The sequence below is a fragment of the Serratia sp. PL7 genome (genome assembly GCF_945957435.1).
On the sequence record NZ_CAMFLB010000001.1, the window covers coordinates 2,502,542 to 2,523,802 of the forward strand.

General features: G+C 59.8%; 22 protein-coding genes. 10 read left to right on the forward strand and 12 right to left on the reverse strand.

What is annotated here, in order from left to right; genetic code table 11:
- The first annotated feature begins 132 nt into the window (after positions 1 to 132).
- From N6G83_RS12135 to N6G83_RS12145, 3 genes are all read left to right on the forward strand, one after another.
- Complete coding sequence (locus N6G83_RS12135) at positions 133 to 582, forward strand: type II toxin-antitoxin system PemK/MazF family toxin (protein ID WP_049208951.1); 450 nt, start codon at positions 133 to 135, stop codon at positions 580 to 582.
- A 233-nt stretch (positions 583 to 815) separates the two neighbouring features.
- Positions 816 to 1,841, forward strand: coding sequence for a MerR family transcriptional regulator (locus N6G83_RS12140; RefSeq protein WP_025301962.1), 1,026 nt, complete (start codon positions 816 to 818; stop codon positions 1,839 to 1,841).
- A gap of 112 nt (positions 1,842 to 1,953) precedes the next feature.
- The gene (locus N6G83_RS12145) at positions 1,954 to 2,493 is read left to right on the forward strand and encodes a GNAT family N-acetyltransferase (RefSeq protein ID WP_025301961.1); all 540 of its coding nucleotides are present in this window, start codon (positions 1,954 to 1,956) and stop codon (positions 2,491 to 2,493) included.
- A 229-nt stretch (positions 2,494 to 2,722) separates the two neighbouring features.
- Here the strand turns inward: N6G83_RS12145 and N6G83_RS12150 are convergent, their stop codons facing one another.
- The 5 genes from N6G83_RS12150 to N6G83_RS12170 form a co-directional block, all read right to left on the reverse strand.
- Positions 2,723 to 3,643, reverse strand: coding sequence for a DUF808 domain-containing protein (locus N6G83_RS12150; protein ID WP_260515399.1), 921 nt, complete (start codon positions 3,641 to 3,643; stop codon positions 2,723 to 2,725).
- A gap of 122 nt (positions 3,644 to 3,765) precedes the next feature.
- Entirely contained in the window at positions 3,766 to 4,683 is a 918-nt protein-coding gene (locus N6G83_RS12155; RefSeq protein WP_025301959.1) for an AEC family transporter, read from the reverse strand.
- Positions 4,684 to 4,694: 11 nt separating this feature from the next.
- Positions 4,695 to 5,699, reverse strand: a complete 1,005-nt coding sequence (locus tag N6G83_RS12160) for a TauD/TfdA family dioxygenase (RefSeq protein WP_025301958.1) — start codon at positions 5,697 to 5,699, stop codon at positions 4,695 to 4,697.
- 184 nt (positions 5,700 to 5,883) lie between these two features.
- Positions 5,884 to 6,789: a lysophospholipase gene (locus tag N6G83_RS12165; RefSeq protein WP_260515401.1), complete on the reverse strand. Its 906-nt coding sequence runs from the start codon at positions 6,787 to 6,789 to the stop codon at positions 5,884 to 5,886.
- A 119-nt stretch (positions 6,790 to 6,908) separates the two neighbouring features.
- Complete coding sequence (locus N6G83_RS12170) at positions 6,909 to 7,313, reverse strand: VOC family protein (RefSeq protein WP_049203833.1); 405 nt, start codon at positions 7,311 to 7,313, stop codon at positions 6,909 to 6,911.
- Positions 7,314 to 7,389: 76 nt separating this feature from the next.
- Between N6G83_RS12170 and N6G83_RS12175 the strand changes: the two genes are divergently transcribed.
- Complete coding sequence (locus N6G83_RS12175; RefSeq protein ID WP_016928647.1) at positions 7,390 to 7,845, forward strand: GNAT family N-acetyltransferase; 456 nt, start codon at positions 7,390 to 7,392, stop codon at positions 7,843 to 7,845.
- Positions 7,846 to 7,879: 34 nt separating this feature from the next.
- Here N6G83_RS12175 and pbpG read toward each other — a convergent pair whose 3' ends face one another.
- From pbpG to N6G83_RS12190, 3 genes are all read right to left on the reverse strand, one after another.
- Positions 7,880 to 8,809, reverse strand: coding sequence for a D-alanyl-D-alanine endopeptidase (gene pbpG, locus N6G83_RS12180; RefSeq protein ID WP_025301951.1), 930 nt, complete (start codon positions 8,807 to 8,809; stop codon positions 7,880 to 7,882).
- Positions 8,810 to 8,960: 151 nt separating this feature from the next.
- The gene (locus N6G83_RS12185; RefSeq protein WP_025301950.1) at positions 8,961 to 10,064 is read right to left on the reverse strand and encodes an adenosylhomocysteinase; all 1,104 of its coding nucleotides are present in this window, start codon (positions 10,062 to 10,064) and stop codon (positions 8,961 to 8,963) included.
- A gap of 44 nt (positions 10,065 to 10,108) precedes the next feature.
- Positions 10,109 to 11,053, reverse strand: a complete 945-nt coding sequence (locus tag N6G83_RS12190) for a GlxA family transcriptional regulator (protein ID WP_260515403.1) — start codon at positions 11,051 to 11,053, stop codon at positions 10,109 to 10,111.
- A gap of 91 nt (positions 11,054 to 11,144) precedes the next feature.
- On the opposite strand from N6G83_RS12190, the gene N6G83_RS12195 reads away from it, so the two are divergent.
- Together N6G83_RS12195 and N6G83_RS12200 are read left to right on the forward strand one after the other, a co-directional pair.
- Entirely contained in the window at positions 11,145 to 11,822 is a 678-nt protein-coding gene (locus tag N6G83_RS12195; RefSeq protein ID WP_260515405.1) for a DJ-1/PfpI family protein, read from the forward strand.
- A gap of 50 nt (positions 11,823 to 11,872) precedes the next feature.
- Positions 11,873 to 12,436 (forward strand): DedA family protein, encoded by a 564-nt coding sequence (locus tag N6G83_RS12200; RefSeq protein WP_025301947.1) that lies wholly within the window; start codon positions 11,873 to 11,875, stop codon positions 12,434 to 12,436.
- A 3-nt stretch (positions 12,437 to 12,439) separates the two neighbouring features.
- Here N6G83_RS12200 and N6G83_RS12205 read toward each other — a convergent pair whose 3' ends face one another.
- Positions 12,440 to 13,066, reverse strand: coding sequence for a LysE family translocator (locus tag N6G83_RS12205; RefSeq protein ID WP_169540403.1), 627 nt, complete (start codon positions 13,064 to 13,066; stop codon positions 12,440 to 12,442).
- Between the two features lie 69 nt (positions 13,067 to 13,135).
- Positions 13,136 to 14,029: a LysR family transcriptional regulator gene (locus tag N6G83_RS12210; RefSeq protein WP_049295202.1), complete on the reverse strand. Its 894-nt coding sequence runs from the start codon at positions 14,027 to 14,029 to the stop codon at positions 13,136 to 13,138.
- Positions 14,030 to 14,141: 112 nt separating this feature from the next.
- Here N6G83_RS12210 and N6G83_RS12215 point away from each other — a divergent pair, with 112 nt between their 5' ends.
- Positions 14,142 to 14,579, forward strand: a complete 438-nt coding sequence (locus N6G83_RS12215) for a PACE efflux transporter (protein ID WP_004939694.1) — start codon at positions 14,142 to 14,144, stop codon at positions 14,577 to 14,579.
- A 437-nt stretch (positions 14,580 to 15,016) separates the two neighbouring features.
- Positions 15,017 to 16,483 (forward strand): L-asparagine permease, encoded by a 1,467-nt coding sequence (gene ansP / locus N6G83_RS12220; protein ID WP_025301945.1) that lies wholly within the window; start codon positions 15,017 to 15,019, stop codon positions 16,481 to 16,483.
- A gap of 37 nt (positions 16,484 to 16,520) precedes the next feature.
- Here the strand turns inward: ansP and N6G83_RS12225 are convergent, their stop codons facing one another.
- Positions 16,521 to 17,300, reverse strand: a complete 780-nt coding sequence (locus N6G83_RS12225) for a 2OG-Fe(II) oxygenase (RefSeq protein ID WP_260515407.1) — start codon at positions 17,298 to 17,300, stop codon at positions 16,521 to 16,523.
- A gap of 116 nt (positions 17,301 to 17,416) precedes the next feature.
- On the opposite strand from N6G83_RS12225, the gene N6G83_RS12230 reads away from it, so the two are divergent.
- The gene (locus N6G83_RS12230; RefSeq protein WP_197758569.1) at positions 17,417 to 18,316 is read left to right on the forward strand and encodes a LysR substrate-binding domain-containing protein; all 900 of its coding nucleotides are present in this window, start codon (positions 17,417 to 17,419) and stop codon (positions 18,314 to 18,316) included.
- A gap of 197 nt (positions 18,317 to 18,513) precedes the next feature.
- Positions 18,514 to 20,334 (forward strand): hypothetical protein, encoded by a 1,821-nt coding sequence (locus N6G83_RS12235; RefSeq protein ID WP_260515408.1) that lies wholly within the window; start codon positions 18,514 to 18,516, stop codon positions 20,332 to 20,334.
- Positions 20,335 to 20,366: 32 nt separating this feature from the next.
- On the opposite strand, the gene N6G83_RS12240 is transcribed toward N6G83_RS12235, so the two are convergent.
- Positions 20,367 to 21,119 (reverse strand): SDR family NAD(P)-dependent oxidoreductase, encoded by a 753-nt coding sequence (locus tag N6G83_RS12240; protein WP_060447604.1) that lies wholly within the window; start codon positions 21,117 to 21,119, stop codon positions 20,367 to 20,369.
- Positions 21,120 to 21,261 lie beyond the last annotated feature (142 nt).

Here is a 21,261-nt window from a genome sequence, read left to right on the forward strand (position 1 = left end):
GATTCTGCGCACGAATCCGCAATATTTCACTTTCATTCCCCGTTTCCTTACGCCACACCTTTCTCTAAAAGCAAAACGCCCGCATGCTCATTCCTCCATAACACGGATTGTTCACAACAAAGGAGTGTATCGATGCCGATCAAATTTGCCCCCAAGGTCGGGGAAATTCTCGAGTGCAACTATGGCAACTATCCCCTATCAGTCTGCCAACCGCATGAAGCCGGCTTTTATGATGGCCACATTCCACCAGAAATGGTGAAGAACCGTTTAGTTGTTGTGTTAAACGGCAAAATTAACGGCAACGCCTGCATTATCGTACCGCTGTCGACCACCAGAGATTCGAACAAGATCGAACGGGGATTGCACATCGAAATCACGCGTGAACTCATCGAAGATATGAGATTCCTTCATCCGCAAACGCGCTGGGCAAAGGGCGATCTGGTGCAGCAAGTCAGCCGCCAACGGCTGAACAGAGCCCGTAAAGAGAGAGGCTTTCTTACCCAGTGTCTGTCGCGCGAGCTTGTTGCTGACATACAACGCGCCGTCATTAAGTCGATCAATGCCAAAAATATGCTGTTCTGACCAGTACGCTGTTGTTGACAAAACAGACAAATCAGGTGAAATTGTCGCCGTAGCCGATAAAGGCCCTTATGCTATACCCTCCCTTTCAGGGACCTGCGAAGCCCAGCCATCCAGCTGGGCTTTTGCCTCTCTGGCGCCTACCGATTTTTAAAACGTCATCTTTTCTTCCCGCTCTTGACCCTTACGTGGCGTCAGGCTTTAGTATCCCGGCACGCACAAGGGAGGAGCTACATATGTTATTGAAAGTCGGCGAACTGGCGCGCCGTTCCGGCATTACCGTTCGCACACTGCATCACTATGACAGCATTGGTTTGCTGGTCCCTTCTGCGCGTTCCGACGCTGGTTATCGTTTATACAACCGGGCTGACATCACCCGCTTGCACCACATCCAGGCGCTGCGCCGGATGGGCGTTTCGCTGGCGGAAGTCGGGGCAATTCTCGCGCGTTCAGGGCCAGCGCTTCCGGCGGTGATTGAGCAGCAGATCGCCATGTTGGAGCAGCAGTTGGCACAGATCGCCGCATTGCGCGGCCGGCTGCAGCACATGCATGCCCAACTTTCCGCCGGGCACGAACCGGAACTGAACGACTGGCTGACTACGTTGGAGTTAATGACCATGTACGATAAATACTTTACCGCCGATGAGCTGATGCAACTACCATTCTACCAAGCTGATCCCACCCGCAATCAGGAATGGGCTGCATTGGTGAGCAGCGTGGGACAACTGATGGCGGAAGGCATCGAACCTCAGGCGCCACAGGCTCAGGCGATGGCACGCCGCTGGATGCTGATGCTGGAACGCGACACCGCCGGCAACCCGGCCTTTCTCACCCGGCTTAACGCCATGCACGCCGACGAACCGTCGATGCGCGAACAGACCGGCATTACACCGACGATGACGGACTACATCACCCGCGCCTTTGCCGAAACCAAGCTGGCTGTCTATCAAAAATACCTGTCGGTGGAAGAGTACGCCTACGTGCGTCAACACTATTTCACCCGCCTGCAGGAGTGGCCGGCTCTGATCGCTCAATTCCATCAAGCAATGAACGACGGCATACCTGCCGATTCGCCGGAGGCGGTGCGATTGGCGGCCGATTGGCTGGCGCTGTTCCAATCCTATGCCGGCACCAACCCGGCGACGCAGATGAAGATCCGTGAAGCGATGGAACGGGAACCCTCGCTGACCGAGGGCACCTGGCTGACTCCGCCGTTGCTGGCCTATCTGCGCCAGGCCGTGGCCCGGCTGATGCGCGGCTGAATAGCTCATAGGATTTTCTTATCTCACCATAAGAAAACCCGATTTATCCCGGCGGCGAGCGGCGCGCATAATGGCGTTTATCTGCTGATTTCCAAGGTAAACAGGCATTACCATGACGCTCTCCGCTCCCGTACTCAGCCTCCTCGATGCCACGCCGGACGATATGGCCGCCGTGCTGCAAATTTACACTCACCACGTGCTGTACGGTGCCGCCTCGTTTGAAGAACAGCCGCCGACCTTGGCGGAAATGCAGCTGCGGCTAGGCAAGGTGCGGGAAGCCGGGTTGCCCTGGCTGGTGGCGAAAAGCGAAGGCCGTGTTATGGGCTACTGCTATGCCACGCCATATCGCCCCCGGCCGGCCTATCGCTTTACCGTAGAAGACTCGGTGTATATCGCCGAAGGGCAACAGGGGAAAGGCGTCGGCAAGGCGCTGCTGAGCGCGCTGATCGCCCGCTGCGAGCAAGGCCCCTGGCGCCAGATGCTGGCGATCGTCGGCGATTCCGCCGCCAACCACGGCTCGCTGGCGCTACACCAGTCGCTCGGCTTTACCAGCGCCGGAACGTTAAAGGCCGTGGGGTTCAAACTGGGGGAATGGCGTGACACGCAGATTATGCAGCGCGCGCTGGGTGACGGCGACAATCGGCATCCTTGAATGCATGGCGACGCACGATAGGAAGTTAGCGTCTATAGTGAAGAGGGATTTCATTGAGTTAGCGCCAATCGCGCACGCCATCTAACCGGTAAGGGAGAAGTGAATGAAAATTATTCTGTGGATTGTCGCCATCATCTTCATCGTGGGTTTGTTGACGATTACCGGCGTTCTCAAACTGATCTTTTAATCCGTCTCATACGTCCCGCCCCTTCCGGGGCGAGACTTTTCATCATGCCTTGAAACGCGCGCGTACCGCGCCCAGCGCCGACACCACCGCCAGCACCACGCCGCCGGCCACCAGCCCGAACGCCACGTTCAGCAGTGCCGGAACCACACCCTGCAAAAGATGGCCAAACGTCGGCACCACGGTGGTGTACGAGGCCCAGTCTTCGAACAGGTGATGCACCGGCGGCAGGCCGTGGGTCAGGATGCCGCCGCCGACCATAAACATGGCAACAGTGCCGACGATCGACAGCGTTTTCATCAGATAAGGCGCGGCGCGCACGATGCCGCCGCCGAGGGAGCGCGCCACTGCGCTGCGTTTGCGGCTCAGATATAGCCCCAGATCGTCCAGCCGAACGATGCCGGCGACGATGCCGTACACGCCGAGCGTCATCACAACGGCGATGCCGCACAAGACGATCACCTGCTGGCTAAAGGTGGCGCCGGCGACGGTGCCCAAGGTAATGGCGATAATCTCGGCGGACAGCACGAAGTCGGTGCGTATTGCCCCCTTCACCTTGCGCTTCTCATAAGCCGCGGCGTCCTTATTGGCGCCGGGCCCGTCCGATTTTTCCTCCTGCGCCGCCTTGCCGTGGCTCAGGCTGTGAAACACCTTTTCGAACCCTTCGTAACACAGATAGGCGCCGCCCACCATCAGCAACGGCGTAATCGCCCAGGGCGCGAAGGCGCTGATCAGCAGCGCCAGCGGCACCAGGATCGCCTTGTTGATCAGCGAGCCTTTGGCGACGCTCCACACCACCGGCAGCTCGCGGTCGGCTTTAACGCCGGTGACCTGCTGCGCGTTGAGCGCCAGATCGTCCCCCAGCACCCCGGCGGTTTTTTTCGCCGCCATCTTGCTCATTAACGAGACATCGTCCAGCAACGAGGCAATGTCGTCGATGAGGGTAAGTAAGCTACTTCCTGCCAAAATAATTCATCCTTTTCATATTCACGGGCCATTCTATGTTTAGCATAGCGGTAAAGCATCATGAAAGGATATGGGAGGATCTCGGAAAATGCCGGGCGGGCGATTGCCGCCCGGCGCCGGCGTTAAAGCGCTACGCTGCCCAGGATGAAGGTGACGGTAATCACCGACAGCAGCGTCGTCCAGGTGATGATGGAGGCCATCGCTTCATGATCGCCCCCCATTTGCCGCGCCAGGATATAGGCGTTGCCGGCGCAAGGCACGGCGGAGTAGAGAATGGCGATGCTGGCCGGCACGCCGGTGGCGCCGAAATAGTGCACCAGCGCAATGGTAATCAGCGGCATGGCCACCAGTTTCAGCACGGTCGCATAAGAGATGGAAACCAGCTTGCGAATATGCATGCTGACGATCAACCCTGCGCCGACCGACATCAGGCTCAGCGGCGTGGCGGCGTTGGAGAGATAAACGAACAGCTGTTTAAGCGCGCCGGTGATGTGCAGGTTGCACAGGTTCATCAGCACCCCGAACAACGCGCCGATGATCAGCGGGTTTTTCGTCAGCGCCAGCAGCGCGCCGCTCAGGCTTTTCTTGCTGCCGGTGCCGTAATGGTTCATCACCAACACGCTCATGATGTTGGTCAGAATGATCATATAGGCCACGAAGAAACCGGACAGCGCCACCCCCTCGCTGCCGAACAGCGATTGCGACAGCGCGATGAATACATAAGAGTTATATCTGACTCCGCCCTGAAAAATGGAGGTAAACAGATCGGCCGACGTATTGAAAAACAGTTTGCCAACGAAAATAATCAACGCGATGGCCAGCGTGGAAACTATGGTCGCCACAACGGGATAAAAGCTGTCCGCGCCGCTAAAATCCGCCTCGCTGATATCCAATATCAACAGCGCCGGAAAAAACAGGTAATAAACGAATTTGTCTGAAAAGCCCCAAAATACGGCAACGTCTTTAACATAGAGCTTTGACAAATAGCCCAGCACGATTAACAAAAAAATCGGTAATATAGAAAGAAAAACGTTCAGCATGAATAATAACCTTAAATCGAGAAAATGCGCTCTTCAACCTGATTGAGGTTGCGGTGATTCCACAAGCTTGCCGAAATGAAGACGCGTTGTACCCAGCGCAACGGCGTATCTCTTTCATCGAAAGATGGCGTGAATTTATCGCGTGAATGCAGCGCAAAACGGTTATCGATATACACCAAATCGCCCGGGCAAATATCGATGCCGATGGCATTTTCTTTCACCAGCCCGTAGAAACGCTCCAGCGCGGCTTCCGCTCGCGGCGTGCTGGCGGCAATCATGCCGGGATAGAAAACGGCGCTCACATCCGGCAGAACATGGTTTTGCGAAATCAGCGGCACCAGCGCGGTTTCTTCGCGCCCGGCCTGCGTGGACTGGCGCCAACGGTATGGCAGCTTGATGCTGTACAGCGGGCTGGCCAGCGTTTCGACGTCCTCGCGGCTCAGTTGAGCGATAGCCAAACGCGAATCGGAGATACGCGTCATCGGGCTGTGCGGATCGCGGCGCACGCCGGCTAACAGCAACCCCATCGGCGAGACGTTGAACTGCTCCAGGTGTTTCAGGGCCGCATTTTCAATATGGAAATCCAATTCAACATCGAACCCCAGACCGGTATATTCTTTTTTGGCTTCGCGTTTGGGGATCAGATTATTAATCAGTTCTTTCCCTTCGAAATACATCGAATAGGGTTCACCAATTAGCGAAGAGATGCCGACCAACAGGTTTTCACTGATATTCCCTGATTTGGCCGAAGGCGTATATTGGTTCGGACAAGGGGAAAAGAACACTTCTTTATCCACCGGCACATTTTTTAAAATAAGATAAGGCCGTGGTTTGATTGACGCCTTTTGCTGGCTTAATGCGGCGCTTAATCTGTGGGGTAAGTGGGTGATCATGGCCGAACGTATAGCGTGAATATACGCATCACCGCCGGCGGGATCGTAAGCAATTTTATCTAATGCCGAAAATAACTCGTTTCTTTCCTGATCCGTCAATTGAAAGACGTTTTGGTAATCCATCCTGAGCATTCCTTGACAATAAGAATATCATTAGCAAGCCTAATGAAAGCGGCAGGATGTTAACATTATGCAATCAAATTCATAAAGATTTATTAACTAATTTCGTGATCTTAATCACCACTCCTCCGTCCAGTTAGCGGTGGAGAAGAAGTGATTAATAAACAAACAGCTACGCGCATACGTCTCAATCGGATGCGATAGCGAATACGCCCGAGAGATAGCGCAGGACATGACCGTGGGCCTCAAAAACGCACGATAAATGCGTACTGCCCTCAAGCAAGCCAAAGGCAACATGCGCACTGCCATGCTGTTCGACGAAGCGCTGCATCGCTTGCGCATTGAACAGCTCATCCTGCGCTGCCGCCAGCAGCAAGGTCGGTAATCGCAGCGCCGCCAGTTGCTTGGCCGGGGCGCGAGGCGTCAAGGCGTTAGCCATATTGACACTGTATTGGCAGACAAAATCAGGGGCGGCGGCCAGCACGGCTGGGGGAAAATTCAGGCTGACCGCCCGAGATTGCCCGAACCAGCGCCCACCGCTGAGCGCATTGGCCACAAAGGGCCATTGGCGCACCTGAGCAAAACGGGCCGCCGCCGTCAGATCGCGGGCTATGCCGGAAAATGGCCCCAGCTCCGGCGCCAGCATGATCAGGCTGTCCGCCTGCTGCTCGCAAGGATAACGGGTCAAGTAGTTGAGCAACATCCCGGCGCCGCTGGAATGGCCAAGCAGGTGCCTGCGCGCCATCGGAAACCGGCGGCGCATTTCTGCCAGGATGATATCGACATCGCGCCAAATACGCTCAGGCCGCTCAACCGTCCCCCGCTCTCCCGTGGAATCGCCATGTCCGCGAATATCGACCAGACACACCGCGAGCGTCGGCTCGGCGGCCAGCTGGCGCGCAAGGACATCATACCCGGCGGCGCTGTTAACCCCGCCGCCGTGATAGACCAGGATCACGTCTTCACTCTCGGCAGTGTGCCGATACAGACGATAGCTCAACCCATCTATACGACCGGACGACATGTCCACATGCCCGCCCGGCCACTCACCGTAAGACTTCGCTTGCTCAACATAGCGGTCAAAATCAATCAAAGCGCACCTTTCCATGAATATTGTCGGTATTTCCTACGGCAAAGCTCCTCGCCAAAATGGTTATAACAATATGAAATAACAGCAGTAATTACCATTCTTTTGCACATTCTCCCTTAGCGTCAGGGCAGATCGCCCGCCGGCACATTGAGCTGCCAGGAAAGGCCGAAACGATCGTTGAGCCAGCCGAAACGGGCGCTGAAGCCGTAGTCATCGAGCGGCATCAGCACCTTGCCGCCCTCCGCCAGCCGGTGGAACGCCCGCTCCAACGCTTCTTCGTTAGGCAGGTTGATGAACAGCGACACCGCCGGGGTGAAGCTAAAGTCATGGCTGATCGGGCTGTCGATAAACACCAGGTTCTGCCGATCGAAATCGATGGCAGCATGCTTGATCAATCGCCGGCCGTCCGGCGTCGGGTCGTAATGCTGTACCTGCATGAGCCGAAAACGCTCGAACACCTGGCTGTAGAGATCGATCGCCCGCTGCGCCTCTCCCTGGAACATGACAAAGGTCGAAACCTGACTCATAACATCCCCTCCGGCAAACGTTGTGGTATTAATGGAGGATAGCGGATTACCGTTGAAGCGGCGGAAAGGAGCAACCATGAGCATCATTCATCGCCTGGCGCAGCCGGACGATCTCAACGGCCTGTTAGCCTTGTATCGCGAGCTGCGCCCGCAGGACGCGCCGCTGCGCGCCGACGATGCGCGCCGAACCCTGCAACGTCTGCTGGACGATCCGGCGATCCGTCTGGTGGTGGCAGCGGACGAGGAACAACCGATCGCCACCTGCATGCTGGCGCTGATCCCGGGGCTGGCACACCAGGCGCAGCCGTTCGGTGTTATTGAGCATGTGGTGACGGCGGAGCCCTATCGCGGCCACGGCGTGGCGCTCGCGATGATCGAATACGCGCTGCAGCTGGCCTGGCGCAAGGGCTGTTACAAGGTGATGCTGCTGTCGGGGCAGCAACGCACCGGCGCGCACCAGCTTTATCTCAAAGCAGGTTTCGACGGCGATCGCGAGCGGGGATTTGTCATCAGGCGGCCCGAGGGCCGATAGCGGCCTGCTGCAAATGAGCAGGCCGCCAGGCGGGTCATTCGGTGGCGTTTTTCGCCAGGCTGGCGTCTTTTTGGCGACGATAGTCGCGGGCGGCGGCCGGGATCGGCGTCACCTTGCCGGTTTCGATCCAGCTGCGCAGACGGTTGGCGTCGGCGAAGTGGGTATATTTGCCGAAGGCGTCCAGCACCACCAGCGACACCGAGCGGTTACCGATCATGGTGCGCATCGCCAGGCAGTGCCCCGCCTGGTTGGTGAAGCCGGTCTTGGTCAGCTGAATGTTCCATTTCGGGTTGTACACCAGGTGGTTGGTGTTGCGGAACGGCAGCGTGTAGTTGGGATCCTTGAAGCTGGCCATGCGTTCGGTGGTGGTACTGAGCTGGCCGATCAACGGGTATTGTTTGGTGGCGATCAGCAGCTTGGTCAGATCGCGCGCCGTCGACACGTTATGAATAGAGAGCCCGGTCGGTTCCACATAATGGGTATTGGTCATGCCGAGCGCCCTGGCCTTGGCGTTCATCGCTTTGATGAAGGCGTTGTAGCCCCCCGGATAGTGGTGCGCCAGGCTGGCGGCCGCGCGGTTTTCCGACGACATCAGCGCGAGCAGCAGCATGTCCTTGCGGCTGATTTCGCTGTTCAGCCGTACCCGCGAATACACCCCTTTCATCTCCGGCGTCTGGTGGATGTCCACTGACAGCATCTCGTCGAGCGGCAGGTGCGCGTCCAGCGTGACCATGGCGGTCATCAGCTTGGTGATCGAGGCGATCGGCACCACTTCATCCGGGTTGCGCGCGTACATCACCTTATGGGTTTGCATATCGACAACCATCGCGCTGCCGGAGGCCAGCTCCGGCTGGGTGGCGTGTACGGCGGCGGCGTTGTCGCTGGCCAGCGCGCGCGGCGCAAAGCCTGCGCCCGCCTGCAAAGCGAGCAGGGTCAGAACCAAAACACGTATTTTCACAGGCATTACTCTGAAATGGGGGCTTGAACTCAGCGAATTATATGTGAGGGTTCAGCGCTTGGCACTGGGATTGTATGGCGGATTTGTGACAAATTCTGTCGGCCGAAAAACGACGCAGCCCGCGGGCGCTCTGGGATGAACGCCCGCGTAGAAAAAGTTACAGCGCCGGCTGCCAGGCCGACTGAGGCAGCAGGTACAGCCCCGGCGTTTGCCGCGCCCCGGCGCCGACGATATGGCCGATGCCGGCCGCCATCACCGCCAGCGTCACGTCGAAGGCGTTGAGGCTGTCGCCATAGCCGGCGGTCAGGTTGAACATCGAGCCATTGGCCAGCAAATAGACCGTCTTTTCATTCAGTTGGTAAGCGTTCACATAAGGCATCGGCTCGTGGTGCGGCAAGCCCTTGAGGAAGCCGACGTCGATCTCTTCCGCCACGTGGCCGACGTTGAGGATAAACACGCCGTCCTGCGCCTGTTGCAGATGCTGCGCCGAGAGCACGTTTTTCGCGCCGGTCGCGGTGGCGATCACGTCCGCCTGCGCGATCGCGCTCGCCAGATCCACCACCTGCCAGCCGTCATAACGCGCCTGCAGCGCGCGCGCCGGATCGATTTCCGCCACCATCACCTGGCCGCCGTAGGCCCTGGCCGCCGCTGCCGTCCCCTGCCCGACCAGGCCGTAACCGATCACCAGCACGCGCTTCTCGTGCAGCGTCAAATGGGTGGTCTGGAAGAAGGTATGCCAGGCGGTCAGCCCAACCATATGCCGATTGTGCAGCCCTTCTTTCACCGGCAGATCGTCCCAGTTGAAGATCGGATAGCGCGGCGCCACGCCGTTCAACCGGCTGATGCCCGAGCCGGTGGCCTCCAGCCCGGCGACGATCTGCGGGCCACCCGGCGACTGGTGCAGACGGGTGGTCAGATCCGCCCCCATTTCGCACAGGTGGGTCGGCCGCCAGGCCAGCGCGCGGTCGAAAGATTCCGACCATTCGCCGGCGCTCATGTCACGCCAGGCATAGGCCTGCGCGCCCCGCCGTTCCAGCCAGGCCACCACATCGTCCTGCACCGTGGTGGGATTGCAGGTGGTCAAGAAGATCGCCGCGCCCTTGTCCAGCAGGCCGGCCACCAGCGGCGCCATTTTCAAATCCAGGTGCATGTTGCACGCCAGCCGCACCCCGTGCAGGTCCGGCAACGCCGCCATCGCCGCCCGGGTGCGCGGCATATGACGCGTCGCCCAGCTCAATTCGCTCTCAAAGTCCTGATACATCCGTTGCTCCTCTGATGTGCCCCGCCGCCAGGCGTGGCAAAAAATTATCCCGCGCGGCCGAGCCGGCGGATCGCCTGCGGCGACAGGCCAAAGACGCGGATAAACGCCCGTCTCATGCGTTCTGGATCGCTGAACCCCACCGAACGGGCGATCGCCTCCAGCGGCTCGGCGCTCTCTTCGACACGTACCCTGGCCGCCTCTACCCGCAGCTGCTCGATCACCTTGGCCGGCGTCTGCCCGGTTTCGGCGCGGAACAGCCGGCCGAACTGACGCTCGCTCAGGCAGGCGGCGTCAGCCAGATCCGCTACCGACAGCGGCAAGTGCAAATGTTCGCGCGCGAACGACAGCGCTGTACGCATGCGATCCGACGACGGATTCAGCGCCAGCAGCAGCGAGTACTGCGACTGCCCGCCGGGGCGTCGGTGGTAGACCACCAGCTGCCGCGCCACGGCCGCCGCCAGGGTGGCGCCCAGATCGTCTTCGATCAGCGCCAACGCCAGATCGATGCCGGCACTGATGCCGGCCGAGGTCCAGATATCGCCATCGCGAATGAAAATGCGGTTGCTGTCGACACGGATACGCGGATAACTCTGCTGCAATCGCGCCGCGTGATACCAGTGGGTGGTGGCGCGCTTGCCGTCCAGCAAGCCGCAGGCCGCCAGAATAAACGCGCCGGTGCACACGCTGGCGATGCGCCGCGCACGCCGGCTATGGGTTGTCAGGAACCCCGTCAGCGCCGGTGACTGCGCCGCCATCACGTTGCCGCTGCCGCCAGCCACCACCAGCGTATCGAAACGCTCGTCGCCGCATGGCTGCGTGGCGAGCTCCACCCCGGCCGAGCTGGCGACCATGCCACCCTGCGGCGAAATCGCCACGCAGCGGTAGGCCGGCGGATCGGTAAACTGGTTGACGTTATCGAACGCCGCCAGCGGGCCGGCAAAGTCCAGCAGGTTGAAACCGGGAAAGACCACAAAACCGATCGTTTTCATGATGGCGCTTTTTGAGGGTTATCTGTCATATCAGCCAAAAACAGGGCGGCTATTATGGCCCAGGTCCAACGATAAAAATGAGGCGAATGTCATGTCTGAACCACTCGTGATTGTATTTCCCATCTATCAAGGCGTCACCCAACTCGACTTCACCGGCCCGCTGCAGTTTCTGCGCCGCATGCCGGGCGCGGAAATCATCGTCGCTTCGGTAGACGGCGCGGATGTCGAATCGGAAGGCTTGCACTTCACTCAGCTGCGCCCGCTGCCGGAGATCGCGCGCTGCGACGTGCTGTGCGTGCCGGGCGGCAGCGGCTGCACCCAGGCATTACAGGATGAAGCATTCATGCGGCAAATCCGTCGGCTGGGCGCCGATGCTCGCTACCTGACCTCGGTGTGTACCGGTTCGCTGATCCTAGCCGCCGCCGGGCTATTGCTGGGTAAACGCGCCGCCTGCCACTGGTCTATGCGCGATAGCCTGAAACTGTTCGGCGCCATACCCAGCGCTGCTCGCGTAGAACGCGACGGCAACGTAATCAGCGGCGGCGGCGTCACCGCCGGCATCGATTTCGCGCTGGCGCTGATCGCCGAACTGCACGGCGAAGACACCGCTCAGACGATCCAACTTTATCTGGAATACGCCCCGGCCCCGCCGTTCGAGAGCGGCACGCCGGAACTGGCCCCGCCGCACATTTACGCCAAGGTACAGGCACAAATGGCGGAAAGCCTGGCGTGGCGCAGAGCGTTGGTGGCCCAAATCGCCCAAGGCTAGCGATCGGGCGTATACTTGCCCTTATGCGTCAGCCACATAAGGAGTAAGGAATGACCGATTTGGCCCACTACATTACGGACTACGGTTACTGGGCGTTGTTTATCGGCTGCCTGGCGGAAGGGGAGACCATCACGCTGCTGGGCGGCATCGCCGCCCACGAAGGGCTGCTGCACTGGCCGTGGGTGATCGCGGTGGTGGCGCTGGGCGGCATGATGGGAGACCAGTTGCTGTACTTCGCCGGCCGCCGGTTTGAAGGCCGCGTCATCTCGCGGCTCAAGGGACAGGAAAAGCGCATCGCGCGCGCCAGAAGGCTGATCGCTCGCCACCCGATGCTGTTCGTTATCGGGGTGCGCTTTATGTACGGTTTCCGCATCATCGGCCCGGTGCTGATCGGCGCCAGCCGCCTGCCGCCGTCGCGCTTCGTACCGCTCAATATCCTCGGCGCTATTTTATGGGCGACGATCTTCGTCATGCTCGGTTATTTTGGTGGCCAGGCGATCGAACGCTTCGTTACCGGCTTCGACAAAAAACTCTCCGGCCTGCTGTTTGTCGCGCTGGCGATCGCCGCCATCCTGCTGGTGCGTTTCTGGTGGCGTAAACGCCACCCGGAATGAAGCTCAGCGGCTAAGCATCAGCTTGATGCCCAACAGCGCCAGCACGCCGCCGCTCAGGCGATCGAACCATGCCTTGAAGCGCAGATAAATCCGGCGCGGGCGCGGCGAAGAGAGCACGAAGGCGACAAAGGCGTACCACGCCACATCGACCGCCAGCGCGATCAAGGGTAGCGCCACATACATCCACGGCGCGATCGCGTGGCTGAGCAACGCGGCGAACACGCTGGCAAAGACGATGGCCGTATTCGGGTTGCCCAATTGAGTCAGCAGACCGGTGGTGAAGGCTTTACGCCATCCCAGCGGCTGCCCGCCCACTCCATCCACGTTTAGCGGCCGATTGGCGCCGCGCAACATGTTGAACGCCAGATAGATAAGATAGGCGCCACCCAACAGCTTCAACGTCCCGTAAAGCCACGGCAGCGCCAGCAACAACGACTGCAGACCAAGCAGGGCCAAGAGTGCAAAGACAAAGCATCCGACGCCCATTCCCAGCGCGACCGCCATGCCGTCGCCCCGTGAGGAAGCCACCGCCGTGCGCGCCACCAGAATAAAGCTTTGCCCCGGGCTCATCGCCCCCAGCGCAATCGCGCCGGTAATGCTTATTATCGACAGCACCGTCTCGCTCAACATGCCCACTCTCCCGTTGTCATTTTTTATTCAAACTAGCGCAGAGGTGAAAACAAAAGCAATGGCGATGCATCAAGATCCCTGCGGCGCCGCGCGCATCAGCTCGACCAGCTCGCGCGCCGCCTTGTCCAGCGGGCGGTTCTTCAGCCAGATCAAATGCATCGGCAAGCGCAGCTCGTTCTTGGTATTTTTGAATTTCAGCCGCACCAGCCGCCCCTGCGCCAGCAGCGGCTCGGCCAGCGACAGCGGGAAATTGCCCCACCCCAGCCCCGCCTCCACCATGTTCAGCGCCATCGGTAGGCTGTCGGTGCGCCAATACGCCTCCGCCACCTGCGGACGCAGATCGCCGATCGGCAGATCGCGGCTGGCCACCATGATCTGCCGCACGTTGACCAGATCTTCGAGAAACAGCTCACCCGCCGCGCCGTCCAGCGCCGGATGCTGCGGCGACAGCATCGCCACCAGCGATTCCGCGCCGACGAAGTGAAACTGTTCCGCGCTGTTGACGTTCAGCCCGCCGAACGCCAGACAAACGCCGATGCGCTCCTGATGCAGCATGTGCAGCACGTCGTCCTGCGGCGCGCTGAGCACTTCAATGTTCAGCAGCGGATAACGCTGCGACAGCGTTTTCACCGCCGCCAGCAGGCCGGCGCCGTTAATATCCGACGCCACGCCGATCGAAAGCCGGCTCTCCAGCCCCTGGGATAGCTCGATGGCGTGCACCTGCAGCTGCTTGAGCTGCCCGGCGATCAGGCGGGCGTGCGGCGCCAGGGCCAGCGCCAGCGCGGTCGGCGTCGGTTCGCGGTGAGAACGGTCGAACAAGGCGAAACCGAGCTCCGCCTCCATGTTGGCGATGCCCATGCTGACCGCAGACGGTACGCGCCGCAACGCGCGGGCGGCGGCGGAAAATGAGCCGCGGTCGAGCACCGCCAAAAACAGTTCGATGTTGTCGCTGGAAAAATTCATCGCTCAACCTGTCAGAAAAACTGACAGCTCCTGACTTTTTCTATCAATGTGATTGACGTTATCTTAGCCGCCGTCGCCACAGAGGCAACTAAAAACAGATCGGGAGAAAACGATGCAAGGCGTCAAACGCAAACTGGTGTATGTCACCGCTTATGAAATCATCGGCATGGCGATCTCGGCGCTGGGGCTGGCGCTGCTGTCGGGCCATGCGCCAAGCAGCACCGGGCCGCTGGCGGTGGTGATCACCACCATCGCGGTAAGCTGGAACTTTATTTACAACTATTTATTCGAGTGGTGGGAAAGCCGCCAGGTGTCGCGCACCCGCACGCTCAAACGCCGCATTTTGCACGCCGTCGGCTTTCAGCTGACGCTGGTGGTGTATCTGATCCCGCTGATCGCCTGGTGGATGGGCATCACGCTGTGGCAGGCGCTGCTGCTGGATATGGCGCTGATCGTCATCATTCCTTGCTACACCTTCCTGTTTAACTGGGCGTTCGACAAGCTGTTCGGCCTGCCGGCTTCGGCTCTGCCGGCCGGTGAATCCGCCTAAGCCTGCTCCTCGTCCGATTCGCCTGCGCACGCTCATTGCCGCGCAGGCGCCATCGCTTTATTTTCCGCCCGCCTTCCCCCCTCACGCGAAATAACCTCCAAATCCCTTTAATTTGCACGGTAATTATTATTCTGTGATTTCAATCACTTTTATCGTTCGATATTTCCGTGTTGATAATGAGACTCATCTTACTGAATAATATGCGCTTTTGTTTTCAGTTTAAAAAATACACACCATTGTTCACACTTTGTACGCAGGTTTTTTTGCCACATTTATCGGGAAACGGTAGCATGCCACGCCGTTATTTAATGGCGGCTGTATACACAATAAACAGCGGAATGATGCCACGACCTCATTCTCATTACGATTGTTAATGGCAATCGTTTGCTCTGCAGCTCAGAGCGGAGTTCATCATAGACAGGTAAACAGGACGGATAATGCACTCACAAAAAAAGTCGGCGGATGACAAACACGCCGCCAGAAGACGCTGGCTAGACTCTCATGAATCCGGTTATCACAAAAGCATGGGCAACCGGCAAATCCAAATGATCGCCATCGGTGGCTCCATCGGTACCGGCTTGTTCCTCGGTACCGGCGGCCGTCTCGAGTTGGCCGGGCCGGCGCTGGCGCTGGTCTACCTGGTGTGCGGGATTTTCTCTTTCTTCATCCTGCGCGCGCTGGGCGAACTGGTGCTGCATCGCCCTTCCAGCGGCAGCTTCGTTTCTTACGCCCGCGAGTTTCTCGGTGAGAAAGCCTCTTACGTCGCCGGCTGGATGTATTTCCTCAACTGGGCGATGACCGGCATCGTCGACATCACCGCGGTGGCGCTATATATGCACTACTGGGGCACCTTTGCCGACGTGCCGCAGTGGCTGTTTGCCCTCGGCGCGCTCGGCATCGTCGCCACCATGAACATGATCGGCGTGAAGTGGTTCGCCGAGATGGAGTTCTGGTTCGCGCTGATCAAGGTCGTCGCTATCGCGCTGTTCCTGATTGTCGGCGTCGTCTTCCTCGGCACCGGCACCCCGGTCGCCGGCCACACCACCGGCATGCACCTGATCACCGAAAACGGCGGCATGTTCCCGCACGGCCTGCTGCCGGCGCTGGTGCTGGTGCAAGGGGTGATCTTCGCCTTCGCCGGCATCGAGCTTATCGGCACCGCCGCCGGCGAGTGTAAAGATCCGGCTAAAATGATGCCCAAAGCGATCAACAGCGTGATCTGGCGTATCGGTCTGTTCTACGTCGGCTCCGTGGTGCTGCTGGTGCTGCTGCTGCCGTGGAACGCCTATCAGGCCGGCCAAAGCCCGTTCGTGACCTTCTTCAGCAAGCTGGGCGTGCCTTACATCGGCACCATCATGAACATCGTGGTGTTGACCGCCGCGCTGTCCAGCCTCAACTCCGGCCTCTATTCCACCGGCCGCATCCTACGTTCACTGGCGATGGGCGGCTCCGCGCCGAAGCTGATGGCTAAAATGAGCAGCCAGCAGGTGCCTTACGCCGGCATCCTGGTTACCTGCGGCATCTACGTGATCGGCGTGGTGCTCAACTACCTGGTGCCGTCGCGGGTTTTCGAGATCGTGCTAAACATCGCTTCGCTGGGCATCATCGCCTCCTGGGCGTTTATCATCGTTTGCCAGATGCGCCTGCGCAAAGCCGTGCGCGAAGGCCGTGCGCAGCCGGTATCGTTCAGAATGCCGGGCGCGCCGTTCACCTCCTGGCTGACGCTGGCGTTCCTGCTGGTCGTCGTGGTGATGATGGCGTTCGATTATCCGAACGGCACCTGGACCATCGCCACCATTCCGGTGCTGGCGGTGCTGCTGACGCTGGGCTGGTTCGGCCTGCGCAAGCGCGCGCAGGAAGTGAAGCGGGAGCAGCAGGCTCACGAAGAGCAGAACCCGCACTGAATCGACAAACCGCCCTCCGGGGCGGTTTTTTTATCCGCTATAACCGGCCGTAAAACGTCATTCTGGCGCTTTCCGACAGCATGACATCCGGCTGCGCATTGTAGGCCAGCACCACCAGCATGCGCGTGGTGTCGCCTTCGGTCGGCGTCACCCGGTGCATGGCGTTGCGCCCGCGAAACAGCACTAAATCCCCCTCCTCCATCGCCAGCTGTTTGACCGCCCGCTCACCGTCCAGCACCTGCGTGACCCCGGCATAGTTCATCTCGCCGCGGTCGGCGTCGCGCAGGTTCTCCACGTATTCGAAACGGCCGCCCCCCTGCGGTTTCTGGATCAGCAGCGCGATGGCGAATGAGGAGTTGTCAAAATGCCAGCCCAGTTCCTGACCGGTGTGGGCGTAATGCAGGTTGATCGACGACAGCCGATCGGCGTAGGGATACAGCTGCGCCTCATCCAACACCGCGCAGAGAAACTCGCGAAACGCAGGAGCATCGTACAGCGCACGCAGCGGCGACTGCGATGGGATATCCTCGTCGGTAATGCAGCCCTTGGATGACACCACCAGCCGGTTGCGCGCATGGTCGGCCGGCAGCGCGTCGTCCTGCGGCCGTAGATACACGTTGTGTTTGCTGCTGGCGTAAAACGCCGCGTGGTGCTGTTCGGCACCTTCCAGCCTTACCGTCGCCAGCGCGGCGGGGCGCAGAAATCCCGGCAGCACCAGCGCGCCGGCGCGCGCCAGCGTTTGCCTGCAACGGGCGCGGAATGCGGCGTCGTCGATGGGATGGGCGGACAGATCGATAATATCGGCAAGTTGCGGCATGACGTTCCCCTCGTGTGCGATAGCCGGATGCTTCTCACTGTAGCGAATGGCGCATTGCCGCCATAACAAAAATACGTTATGGATAAGCTAACGAATTCTTAGCGATAGTCCTGCCCATGCCGCCACCGTCCCGTGCTCGCCTGCCCAAGCTGAGCGCCATTCTGGCGTTCGAAACCGCCGCTCGCACCGGCAGCCTGGCCCGTGCGGCGGATGTGCTGGCGCTGACCGCCGCCGCCGTCAGCCAGCAAATCCGCCAGCTCGAACAGCATCTGGGCATCACGCTGTTCATTCGCGCCAAAAGCGGCGTCACGCTGACCGAACAGGGCGCGGACTACCTGGCCTACGTGCAGGAGGCGTTCGAAACGCTGCGCGTGGCGCAGCAGCACGTCGAACGCCAGCGCGGCAAACAGGCGCTGACGGTGTTCGCCCTGCCGGCGCTGGCGTCTAAATGGCTGAATCCGGCGCTGGGCGACTGGCTGGCGCAGTGCCCCGACGGCGATTTGCGGCTGCACGCCACCCATGCGGCGGTCGATTTCGCCCATTCGGCGGCGGATTTCGCCCTGTGCTTCGGCGCTCAGGATTACCCGCTGCTGGAAAAGGTGCAGCTGTTTCAGGATTGGGTGCAGCCGGTGTGCAGCCCGGCGCTGCGCGAGTGCGGCGACTGGACGCAGCTGCCGCTGATCCACGTCGACTGGGGCAAGGAGAGCCAGTTTTTGCCGGGCTGGCACGAGTGGTTCACCGCCGCCGATCGGCCGCCGCCGCCGCGGCGCGGGCTAACCTATAACCTGACGTCACTGGCCATCGACGCCGCCGTGCAAGGGCGCGGGGTGCTGCTCGGCCAGCGGCGGCTGATCGCCCGTGAACTGGCGGAAGGCCAGCTGGTCACCCTGGCCGAACCGGCGCTGCGGCTCAGCAAACCCTACTACGTAGTTTACCCGCCGCGCACGCTGGAAAAACCCGGCGCAGCGGCGTTTCTGGCCTGGTTGCAAACCCTCGTATCTACAGACCAAACCTGAACCCCGGCGGCGATGTTTGCTGGCGTCAGGCACAACCCTGAACGCTTAAGCCTCTCACCTCAGCCTGTTAATTTATCTCTGCCGACCGGGATCGCGAACCGATTCGCCCTTCGGCCACAATGTCATTTCCCTATGCCGCCGCCCCTGCAATCGCCATATTGCATCGGCCTCTTATTGTCCAAAACGAGGGCTATTCCATGATTTCATTAAATGATTACGCCAACCTGCGCAGCTATGCCGGTAGCGAAACCGCGGTGATGCTCGAAAACCGCTACCATCACGGCGTATTTACCCGAGACGATGCGGATACCACCAGCCAGGACAACGGCGTCACCCTGCTCGTCGACGCGCAAAACCGCCGCTGGAAGCGCATCATCAATGACGGCGATTACAGCATCGATTGGTGGCACCTGCCGGGCGATGAACTGGATTACTCGCTGACCATTACCCGCGCGTGCAACTTCTTGCAGGTCAAAGGCGAAGAGTGGTGGCAGTTGCCTATCCCAACGACCCCGGCGGGGATTACTCTGGTTGGCCCCGGCGGCGTTCGCTCTTGTAAAACCACCGCGAACCTGAAGCTGTGGAAAAACGCCGTCGATTTTAAGGGCACCATTCTGGACTTCAGCGGCGCCACCAACATCGAGTGCGTACGCGTGCAATATTCGCTGGGAGCGCCGGCGATTTATAACCTGCGCATCGTGGGTGCCCCTGGCGCGGCGGCCAACCTGCGCGGCCTGTGCGTCTACAGCGATGCCTCAAACATGCACGGCCTGCCGGCCTGCCAACTGCTGGTGCAAAACGTCTGGCTGACCAACCTGTATAAAGGCATCGTCTTTGGCAATAACGCCTATATTCAGAGCTGGCATAGCATCATGGTGCGCGGCTGCTTCTGGCCGATCTGGTCTGAAACCACCGCTAACGCCGGCGAAAAAATCGTCTTCTACAAATGCCTGTTCGGCGACAGCAGAAACTATTATCAGGGGGTGCATGCCTTGGCCTTCCGCGATTGTTCATTCGACTACAGCGGCTTTAGCAATGAAACCGAACAGTTGGCCAATACCGACTATGGTTTGTTCGACCTTAAGGGCGGCACGCTGGACTTCAAAAATTGCCACTTCGAATGGGGCAACGCCAATTGCCGCAACTACCGGCCGGTCTTTACCAGCAACAACGGCGGTACGGTAAAAATCAAAGACAGCCAATGGTACAGCGTGATGACCAACAACACCGATGCCGGCAGCAACGTGCCCTACCAATACGTCGAGTATTTCTTCTTCGATAAGTCCAGCGATCTGAGCGGAAAATGTTATATCGACGGTTTCGATCTGGTGAACGCCGACATTAAAAAAGGCTGGTCCAACAACCATATTGAGATGAAAAAGATCGTCGCGCCCGGCTACATCAACATGTGGCGCCTGCTCTATCTGGGCGATGGCGTCAACCATCTGCCGGAGCCGAGCTGGAAAGAGAGCGGCGCGCTGGCATTGAATAACGTCTATGCCTTCGGCGGCGCACGCCTCTCGCAAACGGAGACCGCCGATCTGGCGGTGACGCTGCAAAACGGCGTGCTGACCGCCACCACCAAAACGGCGACGACAACGGACAAACGCGTCGAGATCTACTTCCCAATCGCGAAAAACGATCTGGTACTGTGGCGCGCCACGCTGGCAAACCTGAAAGGCCAGAGCAGCCTTGATGTCACCATCGGCACTTACCAAGGCAAGTATGTCCTGAATGGCGATGCCGGCGTCACTACCCTACTTGAAAAAGCTTGCCAGTGGGGGCGCACCGGCACGGTAACGCCGGCCGCTTCGGCAACGATGACCTCGGATCGCATCACTGCGCTTAACTCGTCGGAATATTTGCCGTTGCCTGAGGGCTATGTCAATTATGCCCGCATCGCCATCGTGCTGAAAAACTTTGTCGGCAGCGCCGCTCAGCCCACCTCGGTGGACATCACCCAACTGTTGTGTCAAAAGATCGACATCGTCTCCCGCAACCCGCGTAAATCCTGGTAACCGAACGGGCCCCGTCAGGGGCCTGTTTGCCATTAACGCGCGGTATAACCGCCGTCGATGCTGTAAAACGCGCCGGTGGTGAAACTGCTGTCGTCCGAAAGCAGGAAAGCCACCGTTTTCGCCACCTCTTCCCGCGTCGCCATCCTCCCCATCGGGTGCGAAGCGGCCATCTGCGCCCGCGCCGACGCTGGCAGTTTCCCCATCGCTGGCGTATCCACATAGCCCGGCCCGACGGCATTAACGCGCACGCCGCGCGTGGCGAATTCCAGCGCCGCCGAGCGCGTCAGGCCCAGCACGCCATGCTTGGCGGCGGTATAAGGTGCGATCCCGGCAATGCCCACCACGCCGTTGGCGGAAGAGAGGTTCACCACCGCCCCGCCGCCGCCGGCGACGATCGCCGGCAGGCCGTACTTCATGCCGAAAAACGTGCCGCTCAGGCAGGTGGCGATCACCTCATGCCAATCGTCGACCGCGTACCGATCGATATCCACCTCGTGCGGGCCGGTGATCCCGGCGTTGTTGACCAGCAGATGCAGCGCGCCGCAGCGCCGCACGATCTCTTCAATACCCTGCCGCACCGACGGCGCATCGCGCACGTCCATCCGCAACGTCATCACCCGTCGGCCGTCGGGATCGAGCCGCGCGGCGGCGGCGGCGAGAGGCACTGCGTGGCGGCCGGTCATCACCACCGTGGCGCCGCGCCGAAACAGCTCGCCGGCGATCGCTTCGCCAATGCCGGTGGACGCGCCGGTCACCAGCGCCACCCGATGTTTGAAATCTTGCATAGCCGTTCTCCTGCAACGTTGAACTCAGGGGAACAGGCTAGCGCCGGCAAGTGACAATTTGCGGCAGCAGTGACAACGCAGCACGTAATGCGCTCACAAACGCCGCAAAGCCCGCTATTTTATGCCTACTTTTTCTCATGCG